The 18,161-nt window shown below is 59.7% G+C and carries 14 protein-coding genes and 1 tRNA gene; 3 read left to right on the forward strand and 12 right to left on the reverse strand.

The annotated features are described in order from the left end of the window. Positions 1-74: 74 nt before the first annotated feature. The 8 genes from Q0I65_RS03815 to Q0I65_RS03850 form a co-directional block, all read right to left on the reverse strand. Complete coding sequence (locus tag Q0I65_RS03815) at positions 75-2,465, reverse strand: MurT ligase domain-containing protein (RefSeq protein ID WP_296060052.1); 2,391 nt, start codon at positions 2,463-2,465, stop codon at positions 75-77. Positions 2,466-2,825: 360 nt separating this feature from the next. Next, positions 2,826-3,791, reverse strand: coding sequence for a LysR family transcriptional regulator (locus Q0I65_RS03820; protein WP_296060054.1), 966 nt, complete (start codon positions 3,789-3,791; stop codon positions 2,826-2,828). A gap of 217 nt (positions 3,792-4,008) precedes the next feature. Next, positions 4,009-4,084 (reverse strand) — tRNA-Thr (locus Q0I65_RS03825). Positions 4,085-4,232: 148 nt separating this feature from the next. Continuing rightward, entirely contained in the window at positions 4,233-6,182 is a 1,950-nt protein-coding gene (gene htpG, locus Q0I65_RS03830) for a molecular chaperone HtpG (RefSeq protein WP_296060056.1), read from the reverse strand. A 284-nt stretch (positions 6,183-6,466) separates the two neighbouring features. Next, positions 6,467-8,557 (reverse strand): glutamine synthetase III, encoded by a 2,091-nt coding sequence (locus tag Q0I65_RS03835; RefSeq protein ID WP_296060059.1) that lies wholly within the window; start codon positions 8,555-8,557, stop codon positions 6,467-6,469. A gap of 323 nt (positions 8,558-8,880) precedes the next feature. Then, positions 8,881-9,408 (reverse strand): type II toxin-antitoxin system VapC family toxin, encoded by a 528-nt coding sequence (locus Q0I65_RS03840; RefSeq protein WP_366513219.1) that lies wholly within the window; start codon positions 9,406-9,408, stop codon positions 8,881-8,883. Then, on the reverse strand, positions 9,296-9,673 hold the full coding sequence (locus Q0I65_RS03845) for an argininosuccinate lyase (RefSeq protein WP_296060062.1): 378 nt from the start codon (positions 9,671-9,673) through the stop codon (positions 9,296-9,298). The genes Q0I65_RS03840 and Q0I65_RS03845 overlap by 113 nt, the downstream gene beginning before the upstream one ends. A gap of 330 nt (positions 9,674-10,003) precedes the next feature. Then, entirely contained in the window at positions 10,004-11,398 is a 1,395-nt protein-coding gene (locus tag Q0I65_RS03850; protein ID WP_296060064.1) for an MFS transporter, read from the reverse strand. A 178-nt stretch (positions 11,399-11,576) separates the two neighbouring features. Between Q0I65_RS03850 and Q0I65_RS03855 the strand changes: the two genes are divergently transcribed. From Q0I65_RS03855 to Q0I65_RS03865, 3 genes are read left to right on the forward strand one after another with little or no spacing between them, the layout of a single operon-like run. Further along, positions 11,577-12,017: a DUF4418 family protein gene (locus Q0I65_RS03855; RefSeq protein WP_296060066.1), complete on the forward strand. Its 441-nt coding sequence runs from the start codon at positions 11,577-11,579 to the stop codon at positions 12,015-12,017. 18 nt (positions 12,018-12,035) lie between these two features. Continuing rightward, positions 12,036-13,247 (forward strand): ABC transporter permease, encoded by a 1,212-nt coding sequence (locus Q0I65_RS03860; RefSeq protein ID WP_296060069.1) that lies wholly within the window; start codon positions 12,036-12,038, stop codon positions 13,245-13,247. Next, a complete protein-coding gene (locus Q0I65_RS03865; protein ID WP_296060071.1) occupies positions 13,247-13,915 on the forward strand; it encodes an ATP-binding cassette domain-containing protein in 669 nt (222 codons plus the stop codon). Before Q0I65_RS03860 ends, Q0I65_RS03865 begins: the two co-directional genes overlap by 1 nt. 152 nt (positions 13,916-14,067) lie before the next feature. Here Q0I65_RS03865 and Q0I65_RS03870 read toward each other — a convergent pair whose 3' ends face one another. The 4 genes from Q0I65_RS03870 to Q0I65_RS03885 all read right to left on the reverse strand — a co-directional run bounded on the left by Q0I65_RS03870 (position 14,068) and on the right by Q0I65_RS03885 (position 18,147). After that, complete coding sequence (locus tag Q0I65_RS03870; protein ID WP_296060073.1) at positions 14,068-15,219, reverse strand: ABC transporter substrate-binding protein; 1,152 nt, start codon at positions 15,217-15,219, stop codon at positions 14,068-14,070. 73 nt (positions 15,220-15,292) lie between these two features. Then, positions 15,293-16,336 (reverse strand): ABC transporter permease subunit, encoded by a 1,044-nt coding sequence (locus Q0I65_RS03875; protein ID WP_296060076.1) that lies wholly within the window; start codon positions 16,334-16,336, stop codon positions 15,293-15,295. A 9-nt stretch (positions 16,337-16,345) separates the two neighbouring features. Next, positions 16,346-17,131: an ABC transporter ATP-binding protein gene (locus Q0I65_RS03880; RefSeq protein WP_296060079.1), complete on the reverse strand. Its 786-nt coding sequence runs from the start codon at positions 17,129-17,131 to the stop codon at positions 16,346-16,348. Further along, positions 17,125-18,147, reverse strand: coding sequence for an ABC transporter permease subunit (locus Q0I65_RS03885; protein WP_296060081.1), 1,023 nt, complete (start codon positions 18,145-18,147; stop codon positions 17,125-17,127). The genes Q0I65_RS03880 and Q0I65_RS03885 overlap by 7 nt, the downstream gene beginning before the upstream one ends. Between the last annotated feature and the right edge of the window lie 14 nt (positions 18,148-18,161).

The following is an 18,161-nucleotide window of genomic DNA, read 5'->3' on the forward strand; positions in this document are numbered from 1 at the left end:
AGGACGCCCACTGAAAACCTACAACTTGGAGCTTCCCTTCCCTGTTTTGCAGGTCGAACGAGCGGAACGAAAGCCTACTTCGCCCCGACCCTCTCCGCCACGAACGCGTTTGCCGCCAGCTCCTCTGCGTCGTCGAGCTGGGCAAGCGCGGGCACGCTCTCACCCGTTCGCCCGGCATGGCGCTCGCATGCAGCGGCCAAAAGCCAGTCGGCGATTTCCGGGTTCTTCGAAAGCAGCGGACCGTGGAGATAGGTGCCGAGAACCTTGCGATAAAGCGCGCCGTCAGCCTTGTCCGCGTCGTTGTTGCCGTGCCCAACCGAGGAAACCACCGCACCGAAAGGCTTCACCCCTTCCGCGAGGTACGTTCTGCCCGCGTGGTTCTCGTATCCCACCACCGGATGCGTCGCGAGCGGCGAGGAGAGCACGATGTTGTCGATAAGGCGGTCGGCGGACGTGCCGGGGCGGCGCGTCTCGATGCCGACGATGTCGAGCCCGGGAACTTCCTCATCGCCGAGCAGCCAAGTCTTGCCGAGAATCTGATACCCGCCGCAGATGGCAAGCACCGGCCCGTCCTCTTCCACGTACGCGGCGAGCTCGTCTTTCATGCGCATGAGCTCCGCCGACGCAAGCTTCTGCTCACGGTCGGGTCCGCCGCCGAGAAACACCAGGTCGACGTCGCCAAGATCGACGGATTCGCCATATTCGACGCGCTTCACCTGGACGGGAATCCCGCGCCATGCAAGGCGCTCGCTCAAGATGCGCACGTTGCCACCGTCGCCGTAGAGGTTCAGCAGGTCGGGGAACATGTGGGCGATCACGATGGGGGTAGTCCCCTTCTGACCCCGCGCGGGGGACTCTCCCATCTCGGCGGGTTCTGCCGCGCCCAGTCGCTCATTAGACCCCGTTCGCTCCTGATCCCGCGCGGGGGACTCCGTGCTCAAACAGTCCTCGCTTCGCTGCGGAACTGCGCGCGGAGCCCCCCGCGCAGGCTCAGGAGCTGCCGCAATGCTAGACGAAGGAGCATCCGCGTTCGAAGACGACCCGCCGTCGGCCCGCACAGAGTCGCCAGCCTCGCAGTTCGCAAGGTCGCCAGCTTCGCTTTCCACAGCATCGAGAGCGGACTTCACACTCGGCAGCGCCGTGTAGTTTGCGATGGCGTAAGCATTCATTTTACAGGGAAGTTTCGCCAGTTCATCGAGGAATTCCTGCGTGTTCTTCACCACCTTGGAGGGAATGCCCGCGTACTTCAGGCGCACCTGCATGTCGTTGCCGCGGATGCCCCCGGCGAACACGACGCAACCCTCCTGGCGCGAAAGCTCCTCGAAGTCGATGTCCCACAGCCACGAGATGTCGTGGCCGTCGGCCTCTTTGTCGTTGATGAAGAAGGCGACCACCTTAGGAGAAGCGTCCTTCTCGATGATCCTGAGGTTCTGGTTGAAGCCCGTGGGGTTCTTCGCGAGGTTGAGCAGGACGCTCCGCCCTTCGACGGAGTAGTGCTGCAGACGGCCGTTCTTCGGGTCGAAGGACTCGATGGCGGCCTGGATCGCGTCGTTTCCGCAGCCCACGAGGTCAGCCGCGACGCCTACCGCGAGCAGGTTGTAGACCATGTAGGCACCGCTGAACGCCGCATGGATCGGCCTTGCAGGCGCAGCTTCGCCCGCATTCGGCTGCGGGCGGGCGATGTCGAAGGAAAGCTCGCGCTCGCCAAGTTCCACGTTTTCCGCCGCGAAATCGAGCGCGGGGCGGGAGAAGCCACACGTCGGGCAATGCCAAGCTCCCAGCTGACCGTATTGGCGGAAGTCATAGTCGAACATCGACGAGCACAGCTGGCACATCGTGGCGTCGGAGACCGTGTTCTGCGCAAGGCCCATGCTCGCGCCCACCCCGAACGCAATCTGGCGCGTCCGCTCGCGCCCGGGCTGCTCGGAGGCGCGCTTGGCGATGGTGGTGCACAGGGGATCGTCGGCGTTGAAAACGAGGATAGTCTCAGGTGAGGCGGCAAGCGCTTCGACAATGCTGTCCTGGATGCGATCGATTTCGCCGCAACGGTCGAGCTGGTCGCGGAACAGGTTCAAAAGCAGCACGTAGGTCGGCTTGAGCTGCGGCGTCATCTTCTTCAGCCACAGCTCATCGGATTCGAACACACCCCAGTCCGCCTCTTTCGCGTGGAGGAGCGCCGTCGATACGCCGGAATCGAGATTCGCGCCCGTCCGGTTACACACCACGCGGGCGCCCGAGCCCTCGAGGACGTCGGCGAGCAAGTTGGTCACCGTGGTCTTCCCGTTGGTGCCCACCACCATGATCGACCCGCGGGCAAGCTTCCCCCGCAGGTTCGCGAGCAAACGCGGATCCACGTAGAGCGCAATCTTCCCCGGGAAGTTTGCCGCCGGCCGGTGGAACACGTGCTTCAAGCCCCATGTCGAAATGGAGCTTACGGCTTGAGCTGCGGCAAATCTAATGGACATGGACACTCCTCGCAAACGCGGCGAACCTCTCGGGCTATATGCCCGCAATCGAATGGTACCGATAAAAGGGTACAACGGCTTTGCGCGACAGCGCCCAAGTGCGCGGAGAAACCAAAGAAAAAGGAGCCGCTTTTGGGGATAACGGCTCCTTAAAGGAGCTCGCCGACAGGATTGGGGAGGGCGGCGAGCCAAAGGGGATAAGGGAGTGCAACCGACAGCTTTGTAAGGAGGGGATAACACCGTCGGATGTTTCTCACTGGGATGATTGTAGGCGTCTTCCCGCCGACCTGGTGATTCGCATTCTGCAAGCGTTGTTGCAATATGCGGAACAACCCCGTTTGCGATTGTGCAACAGCCAGCTTAGTAGAGCGCGCTCACTCGTGCCCGCCATTGCACGCGGGCATTCTCGAGCACGGAGAAATCTTCAAGATAGGCCTGACAGCTCGCAAGCGCCTCTTTGCACGCAGTGAGTGTGCGGCCCGAAAGCGAGCGGCCGATGTAGGCGTTCACGTCGATGCCGGCGTCGACGCCCTTGATGGGGAGATACACCACCTTGCTCGACCCGTATGCCCAGTTCGCGCTTGTGGAAATGCCGACGCTGTTGGACGTTTCCACCTGGATGTACATCGAGTCGACGTCGCGGAAGCTGCGAGCGCGCTCCATTAGAAGGGAAGGCTCGGTTTCGAGCACCTTCCGCATCCGCTCCTGCAGACCCGGGAAATCCTTCTCGCTTGGAAGGAGCAGGTCAAGGCCCACGAGACGCGAAAGCTCGATGCCGTCGGCGCAGTCGCGCGCAAGCCGGCTGTTCGCACGGACAACCGCACAGAACTGGTCGCGGTACATGGTTGCGAGCTCATAGCGCTGCTGGTGGGGCGAGTACACGTTGAGCATGATGTTGAGATCGGCCCTGTTGTCATCGAGCGCAGTGTAGAGCATCTTGTACGGCATGCCCTTGAACTCGATCTCGATTTCCGGATAATGCTCTTTCAAGTACGACGCGAACCGCAGGATGAACGGGCGCGCCGCATTGTGCAGATAGCCCAAACGCACCACGGGTTTTCCGCCTTCGTCGAGGCGCGACATCTCGGCAAGGGCGGCGTTGTATTCGGAGAGGATAGCCTTCGATCGGTCGAGGAAAACGGTTCCGGCCTCGGTGATGGCGACCGACTGTTTCGAGCGGACGAAGAGCTTGGTGCCGAGCTCGTCTTCCATGGCTGAAATATGGCGGCTGATAACCGACGGGCTCACGAAGAAATGGCGCGCAGTATCGCGGAAGCTCAGGTTCTCGGCGAGGTATTCGAATTCACGCAGATGCTCGATATTCATGTTCCCGCCTTTCCGCCCTGAGCGCTGTCGCCTTCTAAAGCGTCCTGTCCGACAGAGAATAGCAGAGTCGACCTTCTTCTCCCCGCAAGAAAACACGAACGAGAAAGCCCGTCCGACAGCGGGAGGCAAAAACCACCGGGAAGGACCACTGACCCGCCTATTTCGCGTTCCGCAACAAAACAGGCCGCCGGCTCAATGCCGACGGCCTGTAAGTTTCTGGAGCCAACGAGCGGATTCGAACCGCTGACCTACGCATTACGAGTGCGTTGCTCTACCAGCTGAGCCACGTTGGCAAACGAGTGAAGCACAAGCTTCAGACGCGAAAACAAATAATAGCGAATCAATCACGCAAGCGCAAGGGTTTTTCTTGAACCGGTTTCCGATTCCCCCTTCGGCAGCCGATGGCAGCTGGTCCCCCGTTCACGCCCTGCGCCCTGAGGCCTACTTCATCAGCTTCGTGACCGCCTCAGTGTAGGCAACCGGATCGTCCAGCGGGATGCCCTCGACGAGAAGCGCCTGGTCGTACAGAATGCCCGAGTACAGCTTCACTTTTTCGTCGTCGCCCGATTCCTGCGCCTTCTGCATGACCTCGAACACCGGGTGCTTCGCGTTCACTTCGAGCACGCGATGCGATTTCACCGCGCCCTCTTCCTCGGCGCTCTTCGGCGCGCCCGCGAGAATCTTCTCCATCTTAAGCGACACGCCGCCTTCGGTGGTGATGAAGGCAGGGGCGTCGGTTTGGCGCGTGGACACCGCAACCTTCTCCACCTTGCCGTCGAGAGCGCTCTTCATGGCCTCGAACAGGTCCTTGTTGGACTCGGCCGTCTCCTCGGCTTCCTTTTTCTCCTCATCGGATTCAAGGCCGAGGTTCTCGCCGCCCACGTTCTTAAGCGGCCATGCGGTGAGCGAGTCGGGGTCGGCCGCGTCGGGCACAGCGTAATCGGACATGGCCATCATGCAGAATTCGTCGACATCCTCGGGGCACAGCAGCACGTCGTAGCCCTTCGCGAGCACCGTCGTCACGATCGGCAGCTGCGCCATGCGCTCAACGGAATCGCCCGTGGCGTAGTAAATGGTCTCCTGGCCATCGGCGGCAGCCTTCACGTATTCCTTGAACGTGATCATCTTCTTCTGCTTGGCCGAGTAGAAGAGAAGCAGGTCGCCCAGCACATCTTTCGCCGTACCGTAGGAGGTGTAGAGGCCGTACTTCATGCCGCGGCCGAAGTTCTCGAAGAACTTCTCGTAGCCTTCGCGATCCTTGTCGAGGAAATTCTCAAGGTCGGACTTGATTTTCTTCTCGACACGGCGGGCGATGGCCTTCAGCTGGCTGTTGTGCTGCAGCGTCTCGCGCGAGATGTTGAGCGTGAGGTCCTGCGAGTCGACGATGCCGCGGACGAAATTGAAGTAGTCGGGCAGGAGGTCTTCGCACTTGTCCATGATGAGCACGTTGGAGCTATAAAGCGCGAGACCCTTTTTGAAGTCCTTGCTGTACAGGTCATACGGGGCACGGCTCGGCACGAACAGCAGCGCGTCGTAGGTCAGCGCGCCCTCGGCATGCAGCGAGACGGTGCGCGCAGGGTCGGCGAAGTCGTGGAAGTTCGTCTTGTAGAACTCGTTGTACTCCTCGTCGGTCACGTCGGACTTCTTGCGCTTCCAGATGGGGATCATCGAGTTGATCGTGCCGGTCTCGGTGTAGGTCTCGTACTCGGGCTTGTAGTCGTCGCCGGCGTCTTCGGGCTTCGGCTTCTCGCGCGTCTTGGAAACCTCCATCTGGATGGGGTAGCGCACGTAGTTGCTATAACGCTTGATCAGGTCCTTCAGGCCGTACTCGGAAAGATAGGTGTCGTAGTTGTCCTCGTCGGTGTTCTCCTTGAGCGTAAGGATGACATCGGTGCCGTGCTCGGCGCGCTCGGCCTCGGCGATAGTGTAGCCCTCAACGCCGTCGGATTCCCACGCCCACGCCTCGTCGCTGCCGAACGCGCGGGAAACGACGCGTACCTTGGAGGCAACCATGAAGCTGGAGTAGAAGCCGACGCCGAACTGGCCGATGATGTCGATGTCGTCGCCCTGCTGCTCGGCGTTGTCGGTCTTGAACGCCTGGGAATCGGAGTGCGCGATAGTACCAAGGTTCTTGTCGAGCTCGTCCTTCGTCATGCCGATGCCGTTGTCAGAAATGGTGATGGTGCGGGCATCCTCGTCGAAGCCGACGTGAATGGCCAGCTCGTCCTTGGAAAGCTGCACGTCGGAATCCGTCAGGCTCTTGAAATAGAGCTTGTCGACGGCGTCGGACGCGTTCGAGATAAGCTCGCGGAGGAAGATCTCGCGATTGGTGTAGATCGAGTTGATCATGAGGTCGAGCAGTTTCTTGCTCTCTGTTTTAAATTTCTTCATGGCGTATCGCTTCCTGTTCTCGAAAGACCACTTTGGCACTTTGCTTTGGCAGTCCCCGTCTTTGAGTGCTAAAAGGCATTGTAACGACGCGATACGTCATGTCAAGTAATCTAAGTGCGATAGACTCAACTTTTCGCAATTGCCTTTGTCCGGTCCGACTTTATAATTTGAACGCATGCCAATTGCGTTTGAACGCAAGAAAATACTAAAGTGAAATATGAACTACCGCAAAAAAGAGCCCCGAGATATCTCGGGGCTCTTTCGTGCGGCTATGACCTTGCGTTTTAGCAGTAGAACAGAATCTCGTTGTAGGTCGGCACCGGCCAGTGGTTGTCGTCGACGACGATCTCCATCGCGTCGATTGCGGCGCGGAGCTCGTCCATGAGCGGGATGACATGGTGCGCGTTGTCGTTCGCGCGCTCCTGCTGGTCGGCGATCTCGACGTTGGCGAGATGCGCGGTGTTGAGAGCGTCGAGCGCCTCTTCCACGCGCTTCGTGCCGTCGACCACCGTTTGGAGCTTCCTTTCCTGGAACGACTGGTCAGCAGAGGGCAGCGCAGCCTTGACCTGGGCGATATCCTTCGCCACGTCGGCGGCGAAGCTGTTGATCGCGGGCAGGAAGAAGCGACGGACCATGCGCTTCATCGTGCGCGCCTCGATGTTGAGGAGCTTGTTGTACTTCTCGAGCTTCACCTCGTAGCGAGAGCGAACCTCAACCTCGGAGAGCACGTTGAACTCGCCGAACAAATCGATGCTCTTCTGGTCGATGAAGCACGGCAGCGCATCGGCCGTCGTGGGATGGTTCGCCAGGCCGCGGCGCTCGGCTTCCACCGGCCATTCGTCGGAGTAACCGTTGCCGTTGAAGATGATGCGCTGATGCTTGCGCAGGTCATCCTTGATGTAGGCAATGGCCGCCGCCTCGAATTCATCGCCTGACTTGCCCTCCATGGCGTCAGCGAACTCCTTCAGGCTCTTCGCCATGGCCGTGTTCAGGATGGTGTTCGCGTCGGAGAGGTTCACCGCGGAGCCCGGCATGCGGAACTCGAACTTGTTGCCGGTGAAGGCGAACGGGCTCGTGCGGTTGCGATCGGTGTTGTCCTTCAGGAAGTTCGGGAGCACGGACACGCCCAAATCCATCGCCACGCGCTCGGCGGACGTGTACTCCTTGTCGGAGATGAGCGCATCCACGATGGCGCCCAGCTCGTCGCCCAGGAAGATGGACACGATCGCCGGAGGAGCCTCGTTGGCGCCCAGACGATGGTCGTTGCCGGCCGACGCCACGGACATGCGCAAGAGCTCCTGGTAGTCGTCGACCGCCTGGATGACGCCCGTCAGAAACACGAGGAAGCGCAGGTTCTCCATCGGGTTCTCGCCCGGATCGAGCAAGTTCTTCTTGCCTGCGGAAATCGCCCAGTTGTTGTGCTTGCCCGAGCCGTTGATGCCCTCGAAGGGCTTCTCATGCTGCAGGCAGACAAGGCCGTGGTGGCTGGCGAGAAGCTTCATCTTCTCCATCGTGAGCAGGTTCTCGTCGATAGCGCGATTCGAGTTCGAGAAAATCGGCGCGAGCTCGTGCTGCGCAGGCGCGACCTCGTTGTGCTTGGTCTTCGCGGAAACGCCGAGCTTCCACAACTCGTCGTCGAGCTCTTTCATGAACTCGTTCACCGTCGGGCGAATGGCGCCGAAGTAGTGCTCTTCAAGTTCCTGGCCCTTGCACGGCGGATAGCCGAACAACGTGCGGCCGGTCAACACAAGGTCGAGGCGCTTGGCGTAGTCCTTCTCGGAGATGAGGAAGTACTCCTGCTCGGCGCCGACCGTGGTAACAACCTTCTGATGGCCCTCACCGAAGAGCTTGAGCACGCGGTTCGCCTGCTCATCGATGGCGACCATGGAACGCAGAAGCGGCGTCTTCTTGTCGAGAGCCTCGCCGGTATAGCTGCAGAACGCGGTGGGAATGCACAACACCTCGTCCTTCACGAACGCGTAGCTCGTCGGATCCCACGCGGTGTAGCCGCGGGCCTCGAAGGTGGCACGCAGGCCGCCCGAGGGGAAGCTCGACGCATCGGGTTCGCCCTGAATGAGCTCCTTGCCGGAAAAGCTCTGGATCGCGCGGCCGTCGGGCGTCGGGTCGAGGAAGGCGTCATGCTTCTCGGACGTGATGCCGGTAAGCGGCTGGAACCAGTGCGTGTAGTGCGTGGCTCCCTTTTCGATCGCCCATTCCTTCATCGCATGGGCAACGACGTTCGCAACCTCGAGGTTGAGCGGCTCGCCGTCCTTGATGGTCCTCATGAGCTGCTTGTACGTTGCGGAAGGCAGACGCTCCTGCATGGTGTGCTCGTTGAACACCATCGATCCGTAGATTTCTGAAACGTGTGACATATACCGCGCTCCTTCACTGGTCGTCTCAAACGCCGATTAGGCGGTCACAACCGCAGTTTACTTTAGGGGTGCCATCGCAGCTTTTGGCTGATGGCCGCTTGCTCGACACGATAACACGAAGTTCCGCGCGACGCCCCCTTAACCAACGCTTATCAAACTAACGGCGAATTGTTTCGGACAGTTTACAAGGCAAAGAACACTTTGTTGCAACGGGAGCGCCAAAGACAGGGGAAGACGAGGCGCAGTTCTGGTACACTGCAATCATTCTTTTTTAAGGATAGCCTTACGCAAGGAGAACACATGCCGCGAGAAAGCATGACTTATCAGACCAGAACCGACAGCGCTCTGAGGTCCGCTTCCTCGATGCAGTTCACATGCATGTCGCACGCAAGCGCCCACATCTTTTTGTCGAGAGTGAAAAGCGTCGCACCCGTCCGACGAGCGAGAACCAGATAGAACATGTCGTATACGGGATGCCGGCAGCGAATCGATTCGGAGAGCGCCTCCTTCGCGAGCGACGCGTCGTCATGAAAGCAATCGACGAGGGCCTCCGCCCGATCAAGCAAGACCTGGGCTTTTCCCTCACCCATCGACCCAAAAGCCGCATATTTGAAGCATGCGTTCGACACCTCGGAATGAAAGACAGACGGAGCAATAGCTTCTTCGCCTTGCAATAGAAGAGCCCTTAGAGCATCACCGCGCTCACCCTCGAACGCCATTTCGAGAGCCGCGTTTGCATCAATTACCACCATAGGAGGCCCCCCGCTCCATGATTTCGTCGAGCACTTCTCCGATATGCCTACTTCGCTCTTCCCTCGCTTCGCGGACGACATCGACAGGGCTCGGTGCATCGGGGGGCAAAACCAGAGGATGCGCCTTCGCGCTTTCGAACAGCTCCTGGCGCTTCTTGATGCGGGCAGCGCGCTTTGCCTCCGTATCGAAATCGAGATAGAGCGAGTTGCGGGGTGCTTCCTCCGTGTGCGCACGCTCGCCCGACACCATTGCCTCGACGGCGACGATTGTCTGTTGCGCGACGCTCCTATGCTCACGCGCGGCAACTTCTTTCAACTTTTCGTAGAGATCCTCGGGGAAATCGCGAACCTGCAAAGCCGGCATAACAGCCCCCTTTCATGAATGCATGCTCTTTGCATGCATTATACATGAAAATGACGCCGTTGCCACAGAGGCCTTCTTTCTTGAAATCGCCCCGTCGTGGACAAAAAAGGTCCGATATGCGAGGAGTGCCGAAAGCCCAACTTCAGTTTGAAAATTTCGACCTGGGGAAACACCGACAGAAGCGCGAGCGAGTAGTCGCCCCCGAACACAAGGACTCACATATCGCCACTTTTTGTCCCTCGGCATCCCGTTTTTCGGGAAGAAGGGTAGCTATGGACCCAGCGGCGGCCCCGATGCGCCGCCCTTCGAGAACGTTAGCGCCAGCTTCCCCTACCCTACCTGCTTCTTCATCATGGGATAGGTAAGAATGGCCAGCACCGGAATGGCAAGCGCAACGAAGGCGCCCGTGCCGAAGCACGCGAACGATCCCCACGTGTCGATGATGACGCCGGCGAGCGTCGGCCCGAATGCAAGGCCGCAGATGCTGCCTGAGGTCACCCACGTGAGCGCCTCGGTGATGTTCGCCTCGGGCACAGCGCGCTCGGCCGTCTCGTTCAGCGTGATGACGAACGGAGCGTACGTGCCCGCCGCTACGAAGATGACCACAAGCAGGCTTACCGACGAGCTCACGAAAATCATCGACCCGTAACCGAGGCCGATTACGATGGAGAACGCCAGCATCTTCTTGCTTTGACGTGCGGTGAAAAGAATCATGCCAAACACGAACCCGACGATGGTCGACACAAGCGACTCGATGGCGAGGATGAGGCTTGCGAACACCGGGTCGTTAAGCTCGATCTGCGCGAAGGACACCGTGGCGGTGTCGAAGATGCCGAAGAAGCAGCCCATCAGAAGCGACAGGAAGAACAACGTGCGCACCACGGGATTCGTGAGGAACAAGCTGCGGGAGCGCTTCTTCTTGTTCGCGCGAGCTTCGTCGACTGCATCCGCGGAGACATCGCGCACAACGTCCGAGCCAGCTGCAGGAGCGTTTCCGCTTCCCGAACCTTCGGCCGCCGCACCGGGCTCGGCGAAGACGACACTTTCGGCACGCTCGGAAGGCGCGGCACCTTCCCGGTTCGCCAGCTTCTTTTCCCAACCTGGCACCGGCTCGGTGTCCTTCGATGACACAAGCAGCAGCGTTCCCACCACGCAGCAGATAAAGCCGCATCCCATGCCGGCGATAGGGTGGATTCCCGAAGCGAGTGCAATGGAAAGTGCGGGACTCACCATGAAGACGATATCGTCCATCACGCCCTCGTAGGAGAAGACGGTCTTGAGCTCGGGTGCATTATCGCCCAGGCGACCCGATTTCACCAGGTAGACCCAGCGGGCACGCGTGAGTGCCTGAGGCGTGGGAAGAAAGCCCATGAGCACCGCGCCCACGAAGCACAGCGCAATCGGCAGTTTGAGCAGCACGGTGACCAGCAAGATCGCACACCCAAGCAATGCGATGCACGTGGCGGGCAAGACGATTGCGCCCTGACCGCGCTCGTCGATTTTCTTCGAGACGCGCGGCGATATCAAAAACAGGGAGAACGCCACCACCGACGCCACCAAGCCTGCCATGAAGTAGGAGTATCCCGAAAGCGTGAGCATGGAGACAGTGCCGATGGTGCGCATGAACGCGTACATACGCACGAGAAGACCGCCTACCTCGAAAGAATAGGCGGCCTTCACGCGAAACATCGCACCGTATGCGTTTAAGTTGAATGAACTTGCCATAATGGCTTCATTGTACCCGATGGGACGCAAAGAAGTTATGTTGCATCGATAAATCGTCGGCACGCAAGACAACGAGGGGCATTAAACCAAATCTCCGTTAAAAACAGTCAGTTTTACTCTATTATAGGATATAGTCTATTAATTGGATTAATCAGCGTGCGAAAGAAGGACTACTCGAATGAACAAGACAACCTGGGGCGTCGTCGGGGCTATCGAGGTGATTGCTGCCATCGCCGTTGTCGCCATCGCGACAATCATGGGCGGCTGCGACCACACGCTTGAAACCACGAGCGGCGGCACCTGCTTCATGAAATGCCATTGGACCTTCATCGCCGTTTCCATTTTCGGCGTCGCTGGCATCGCGAGCTCCGTCCTTGCGCTTTTCGGCAAGACCGCCGAGGGGCGCCGCTTCGCCGCAATCGGGGTCATCGTCGTCGCCGCGCTCGCCATCTTCGCCACGCTCGACGCGGGAATCGGGCTTTGCGGGAACACGGCCATGCACTGCCATCAGACGGCCCTCGGTGTTCGCATCGCCTCGGTTGCGGCGGCGATCTGCGCGATCGTTCAGCTCATCAAAGCCGATCCGAACGCCGTCAACATCCCCAAAATGAAGCTCTAATCGAACAATGGAGAACGCATGAACCACTTGATAGCCCATAGCCTGAAGATGCACAAGATTCAGACGGCGTCGATCATCGTGTCGATCGCGCTGTCCGTCATGCTGATGACGACGTTCGGCCTCGTGTACGGCGGCGTGCAACAGGGCATCGAGACTTCGAAAGCACGCGGCGGCGCCGACGTCATGGCCGTACCGACCGACGCGATGCAGTACATCGACGAGACGGAGCTGCTCTACACGGGCGCGCCCGCTCCCGTCTACATGGACGAGGGCATCGTCGACAAAATCGGATCCGTCGAAGGCGATATCAAAGTGTCTCCGCAGTTCTACGGACAGACGCTCAACTCCGGATGCTGCTCGACGACCGGCGAGACGCGCCTGATCGGCATCGACCCGAGCACCGACTTCGTCGTGAGCGCACTCACGAGCAAAGACGCCATCTCCTTGCTCGACGAGCAAAGCGTCATCGTCGGCTCCGCCGTCGGCGGCGTGACAAACGACTCGCTCACTATCCGCGGCACGAAATATCACGTCGTCGCTACGATGGCGGAAACGGGAACGGGCTTCGACTCGTCCATCGTCGCCAACATCGACGTCGTCCGAAACATCAGCCGCGGCCTCGAGGGATACGAGCACTACTGGGAAAAGAACGGCGACCCCTCAACGCTCATCTCCTGCGTGATGATCGACATCGCCGACGACGACCCCGCCACGCTCACCGCCGTGAAGGCGCGCATCAGCCTTTCTGGCGAGGCAACCCCGCTCGTGCGCTCCGAGGTCGTCGACAAGTCAACGGCGCAGCTGCAGTCCGCGTTCTTCCTCTTGCTCGTCTCGGCGGCGATCATGGTCGTGATCACCCTGCTCCAGCTGTTCGCGCGCTTCTACTCGAGCGTTTGGGACAGGAAGAAGGAACTCGCGCTCTATCGCGCCGTCGGCGCAAGCAAAAGCGACCTGCGCAAGCTCATCTTCCTTGAAATCGAGGTGCTCGTAGGCGCGGGCCTCGTGTGCGGCGTCGTCCTCGGCTTCGCCGCGCAAAGCGTGCTCATCAGCGTCATGCAGGAGGGCCTCGCGTTCCCCTATATGCCGCTTGACATGGGCTTGAGCATCGCCATCGTCGCAATCATCGTCGTGGCGATCGAGCTTGTGAGCCTGCTTTCCATCATCGTTCCGCTGCGTCAAATCGAAAGACTCGACCCATCCGCAGCGATGCAGCAAGGAGACATCGACTAATGGCGCTTCTCGAAATCACGCAGGTTTCCAAGTCCTTCGACGGCACCCCCATCATCGAGGACACCTCCATCACCGTAAACCCCGGCGACACCATCGCCCTCACCTCCCCTTCGGGATCGGGCAAATCGACCATGCTCGCCATGGCGGGGCTTTTGCTCAAACCCGACTCGGGGTCCATTTGCACCGAAGACGGCACCGACGCGCTCGGCCTTCCCGACAAGGAAGCATCGAAGCTTCGGCAAAACCTGATTGGGTTCGTCTTCCAGAGCACGCAGCTTGTGGGATCGCTGCGAGCTATCGAGAACGTCACGGCGCCGGCGAGCTTCGCAAAGGAGAAACTTCCCTTCGACGTGCAGGAACGCGCATGCGACCTGCTTGAGCGATTCGGACTTGCAGACCGAATGTACCACTACCCGCACCAGCTGAGCGTCGGGCAGAAGCGCCGCGTCGCCGTGGCGCGGGCGATGCTTTTGAGCCCTAAGGTCCTCATCGCCGACGAACCCACCAACGACCTCGATGTCGAATCTGCCGAAGAGGTGGAAAACGCGCTGTTCGAATATGCCGAAAAAGGCAACGCACTTCTCTACGCCACGCATATCCCCAGCTTGGCAGCTCGCGCAAAAACGACGATGACGCTCCAGGGCAAGACGTTCAAGGTGAAACGATAAGGATTCTAACCTTACGCGCCGCCGAAAGCGCACCCACGCACGTTTTGCACCCCGTGTGCAAAACGCCCCACGCACAAGCAACCCGCTTCCCCAAACAAAAGGAGGGTACCGGCTTCATGCCGATACCCTCCTCGCGTTCGCTATGCGAAGCCCTAGGCGTTCTTCACGTCCTCAGGGTTGGTGCCGAACGCGTCGCCGCGCGTCTTCACCTGCTCGCTCAGCTTCTTGGCCGCTGTCGCCTTTCCGACGTCGCCATGCCACTCGGCAATGCCTTCGGTAAGCTCCTGCAGATATTCCTTCGCCTTCGCCTCGTCGGTGGGGCAATCGGTCAGGAAGCCGGCGACGCGAAGCTCGTCCCAACGCTCGTAGATCGAAGCCTTGAAGTCCTCCTCGTTGCCATGGCCGTAAAGGTAGTTCTTCGCGAGGCCCTTCTCGATGTTGGGGTACTTGCCGACCGTGTAACCCTTTTCGATGGCCATCTCGACCGCTGCATCGACGTCCTTGCGCAGAATGTCGTCAGCATCGGCGAACGCCTTGGCAAGACGGTCGCCCGCCTCGGGGTGCTTCTCCAGCGTATGGCTGTTGCAGCAAACGAAGCAGCAGTAGTAATCGGAAAGCTCCTGGGCGGAAATGAAGAAGAACTTCGCACCCTCGGTGTCTTTCACCTGGGGGTAGAGCGTCGAGTCGATGCCGATGATAGCGTCGACCTCGTGGTCCTTCAGCGCCTGGAGCAGAAGCGAGCCGTCGTAGACCGTCCAGTTGATGTCCTCAGAGCCCTTGCCGCCCGTGGCGCGCGAGTACAGCGCGTTCGACTCGACGTAGGACGGGCCGCTCATGCCCGTGCAGCCAACCTTCTTGCCCTTCAGGTCGGCGGCGCTATCGATGCCGTTGCCCTCGAGCGTGATGCCCGACCAGCAGCCGGTGTGCATCGTGTCGATCAGCTTCGCGTTCGCGCCCTGCAGCCAAGACAGGAAGAATCCTGGCGTCCACAAGAAGAAGTCGATTTCGTCGTTGGCCAGAAGCTCGGAAGTGTCGGCCGTGATGGTGACGACGTTCGGCTCGATGCCGTTGTCCTGGAAGCAGTTGTTCTCGATTGCGACGTAAACGGCGAGCTCGCAGCAGTTGCCGCCCCAGTAGCCGATGGTCATGGGGATCTTGTCGCTTGAGGAATCGCCCTTCTTGGAGTCGTCGGTCTTCGCGCTCGTGTCATTCGAGCCGCAGCCGGCCATCGCCGCACCGGCAGCAACGACGGCGCTTGCAGCGGCCGCGCCCTTCACGAAAGAACGCCTTGTCAGTTTTTCCATTCGCATTCCTTCCCTTCCTTGTATCATTAAAACCTTATGTCCACAGCCGTTATTGGCTGTAGATACCTGCCTTCTACCAGCGCGCGAGTCCCTTCTGCCAACGCAAAAGCCAGTTCCTGAACGCGAACATAATCGCGGTGAGCGTCGAGAAGATGACGATCATCACGCCGATGATCGCGAACACCTCGCCGTAGTTGGCCATGACGCGGGTGTACTGGATTCGGAACATCAACCCAGAGTTAACACCGCACAGCTCGGTTGCCGCCATGGCGCCGAACGAATGCGATAGCGCCATGAACAGAGCATTTGCAATAGCTGGGATGGAATTCGGCAGCATGACGTGAATCACCACGTACATCTTCGAGGCGCCAAGCGTTTCTGCTCGCTCGATAAGCCCGCGGTCGATGGTCTTGATGGCGCTCGAGATCATGAGCGTGAGCGGGAACCACGACGCGAGCACGACCGCCGCAAGCGCGGCGATGTTGCTCGAGTGGAACGTCACGAAGAAGATGGGCATCCAGATGAGCGCGGGAACCGGACCGACGACCTTCAGAAGCGGGTTCACCCAGTAGTCGACCAATCGCACGCAGCCGCACGCAACGCCCGAGACGAAGCCGAGCGTGATGCCGATGGCGAGGCCGGAGAACAGCGTGGTCATCGACGACGCCGCATCGCCCATGATGACGTCGATGTTCACGATGAGCTCGTGCATGATCTTGTCGGGCGAGGGGATGAAGGGCAGCTTCAAGATTCCCGTGCGGAGCGTCAGGTAATCTTGCAACGTGAAGAACAGGAAGACGGCGCAGACGAACCATGAGACATGCGACACCTTCTCGCGCACCGGCCGCACAAACAGCGAGACCAGATACAGCACGGCATAGACAATCGCGCAGACGGCGAGCGTCGGCAGCCAGGTTTCCGCGTGGTACTGCACCTTCATCGGGTGTACCTGCGGGAGCAGGGAAAACTCCAACGCCGAAATCGCCATGCCCAAAAACGGGACAAGCATCGTCAACGCGTCTTTTAAGGATGCGCGGCAGATGAGGGGCTTTTTCTTCTTGATGAAAAGCCGTTCCTCTTCCTTGCGCTGCTCTTCTTTCAAATCAACGTTCGCCATGCGGTGCACCTAGTCGAACTGGAGCATGTCCATGACCGCATGGCGGTACTCGATGAACTGCGGGGAGATGCGATCGCGCGGGTGGGGCATGTCGACCACGATCTCGCCGATGTTCGTGCCCGGACGCGGGCTGAGCACCACGATGCGGTCGGCCATGTAGACGGCCTCCTCGATGTCGTGCGTCACCATGAGGATGATCGGCTTGAAACGGTCGCGCATCTTTAAGATCTCGTCCTGGATGACCGCGCGGGTGAACGCGTCGAGCGCGGAGAGCGGCTCGTCGAGAAGGATGATGCCCGGGTCCTGCACGAACGTTTGGGCGATTGCGACGCGCGCTGCCATGCCGCCCGAAATCTGGTGCGGGTAGGATTTCTCGAATCCCGAAAGGCCCATGAGGTCAATCATTTCCTGAACGCGATGCTTCTGCTGTTTGTAGACGCCGCGAGCTTTCAGGCCGAAGGCGATGTTCTTCTCGACGGTAAGCCAGGGGTAGAGGTTCGTTTCCTGGAACACGAAGCCGCGGTTGTACGAGGGCCCCTTGATGGGCTCGCCGCCGTATTCGATGGTGCCGCCCTGCGCTTTGTCCAGGCCGGCGACAAGGCGCAGAAACGTCGACTTGCCGCAGCCGGAAGGCCCGATGAGCGCGACGATCTCGCCGTGTTCCGCCTCGAGGTCGAAGTCATGAAGGGCGGTGAGCTCGCCCTTGTCGGCATCGTCGAACACGCGCAGCACGTCTTTCGCGACAAGGCGCTTGTCGGCCTCGCGAACAGCGGTCGATTCCTTGGCGTCTACCACTGGACAACCTCCTTTGACCAGCTCATGGTGTGACGCTGGATAACGAACAGAATGGTGATGAGGACGAAGGCCATCGCGATGAAGATGATCGCGATGGTGTAGATGATGTCGTAGGCCATGTAGCTCTGCGCCCATGAGATGCGCCAGCCAAGGCCGCCGCTCACGCCCATAACTTCGGCGGTAACAAGCGAAGTAAGCGAGAAGCAGAATGCCATGAACAGACCCGTGAAGATGCTCGGCGCAGCGGCGGGATAGACCACATGGCGGATGATGTACCAGTTCGAAGCCCCGAGCGTCTGCGCGCGCTCGATGCTCGCGCGGCTGACCGAGCGAATGCCGCCGGCCAGGTTCACCGAAAGCGGGAACCACGTGGTCGATGCGATGACGATGAGCGCCGCGAAGTGGTTGGAAGGCGCTAAAACGAGGGAGATCGTCACCCAGGCAACGCCTGGAACAGGGCCGATAATCTTGATAATGGGGTTGAGCCAGTAGTTAGCATGCTTGCTGTACCCCATGGCCGAGCCCCAAAGAAATCCCAGGACGCCACCTATGAAAACACCTTGCAGGTAAAGCGTAACAGAGTTGAACAGATCGCCCGCAATCCTGCCGTAATGCTCGAAACAGTACGCGAGCATGCTTTCGAACGACGGGAAATACGGCAGCTCGAGGATGCCCGATTTCAACGTGCACAGGTTGTAGATGCCCGTCGCCAGGTAGACGAAGATGACAAGACCCCACCATTTCAGAAAATGGCGGCGCGCATATTCGAACCAAACGCTCGCGACGATAAGCGCGGCGTACACCACGATCGACGCGCGGATGAAGATGGGATAATAGACGGTCGTCTCGTCTGCGGGATACACGTCCTGCGCGGCACCGTTCACGATCATCATGAGGATCATCGCGATGAGAGGGCAGATGAGCTTCGCTATCTCTTTCGGCTTCGCAAGCGAGAACTTGCCGAAAAACCACTCGGAGAAGCTCCTGTTGCTTTCTTTCGCCGCGTCGCGCGCCATGGATTCCTTTCCTC

Origin of the sequence: uncultured Ellagibacter sp. (assembly GCF_934643285.1) — a bacterium.
In the GTDB taxonomy this organism is placed as follows: Bacteria; Actinomycetota; Coriobacteriia; order Coriobacteriales; family Eggerthellaceae; genus Ellagibacter.

Bases quoted from the DNA above. Each gene is read 5' to 3' on its own strand.
- Q0I65_RS03835 (WP_296060059.1), bottom strand. From the start codon at position 8,557: ATGTCACACGTTTCAGAAATCTACGGATCGATGGTGTTCAACGAGCAC.
- Q0I65_RS03840 (WP_366513219.1), bottom strand. From the start codon at position 9,408: ATGCACCGAGCCCTGTCGATGTCGTCCGCGAAGCGAGGGAAGAGCGAA.
- Q0I65_RS03860 (WP_296060069.1), top strand. From the start codon at position 12,036: ATGAACCACTTGATAGCCCATAGCCTGAAGATGCACAAGATTCAGACG.
- htpG (WP_296060056.1), bottom strand. From the start codon at position 6,182: ATGAAGAAATTTAAAACAGAGAGCAAGAAACTGCTCGACCTCATGATC.
- Q0I65_RS03820 (WP_296060054.1), bottom strand. From the start codon at position 3,791: ATGAATATCGAGCATCTGCGTGAATTCGAATACCTCGCCGAGAACCTG.
- Q0I65_RS03870 (WP_296060073.1), bottom strand. From the start codon at position 15,219: ATGGAAAAACTGACAAGGCGTTCTTTCGTGAAGGGCGCGGCCGCTGCA.
- Q0I65_RS03850 (WP_296060064.1), bottom strand. From the start codon at position 11,398: ATGGCAAGTTCATTCAACTTAAACGCATACGGTGCGATGTTTCGCGTG.
- Q0I65_RS03855 (WP_296060066.1), top strand. From the start codon at position 11,577: ATGAACAAGACAACCTGGGGCGTCGTCGGGGCTATCGAGGTGATTGCT.
- Q0I65_RS03815 (WP_296060052.1), bottom strand. From the start codon at position 2,465: ATGTCCATTAGATTTGCCGCAGCTCAAGCCGTAAGCTCCATTTCGACA.
- Q0I65_RS03875 (WP_296060076.1), bottom strand. From the start codon at position 16,336: ATGGCGAACGTTGATTTGAAAGAAGAGCAGCGCAAGGAAGAGGAACGG.
- Q0I65_RS03845 (WP_296060062.1), bottom strand. From the start codon at position 9,673: ATGCCGGCTTTGCAGGTTCGCGATTTCCCCGAGGATCTCTACGAAAAG.
- Q0I65_RS03885 (WP_296060081.1), bottom strand. From the start codon at position 18,147: ATGGCGCGCGACGCGGCGAAAGAAAGCAACAGGAGCTTCTCCGAGTGG.
- Q0I65_RS03865 (WP_296060071.1), top strand. From the start codon at position 13,247: ATGGCGCTTCTCGAAATCACGCAGGTTTCCAAGTCCTTCGACGGCACC.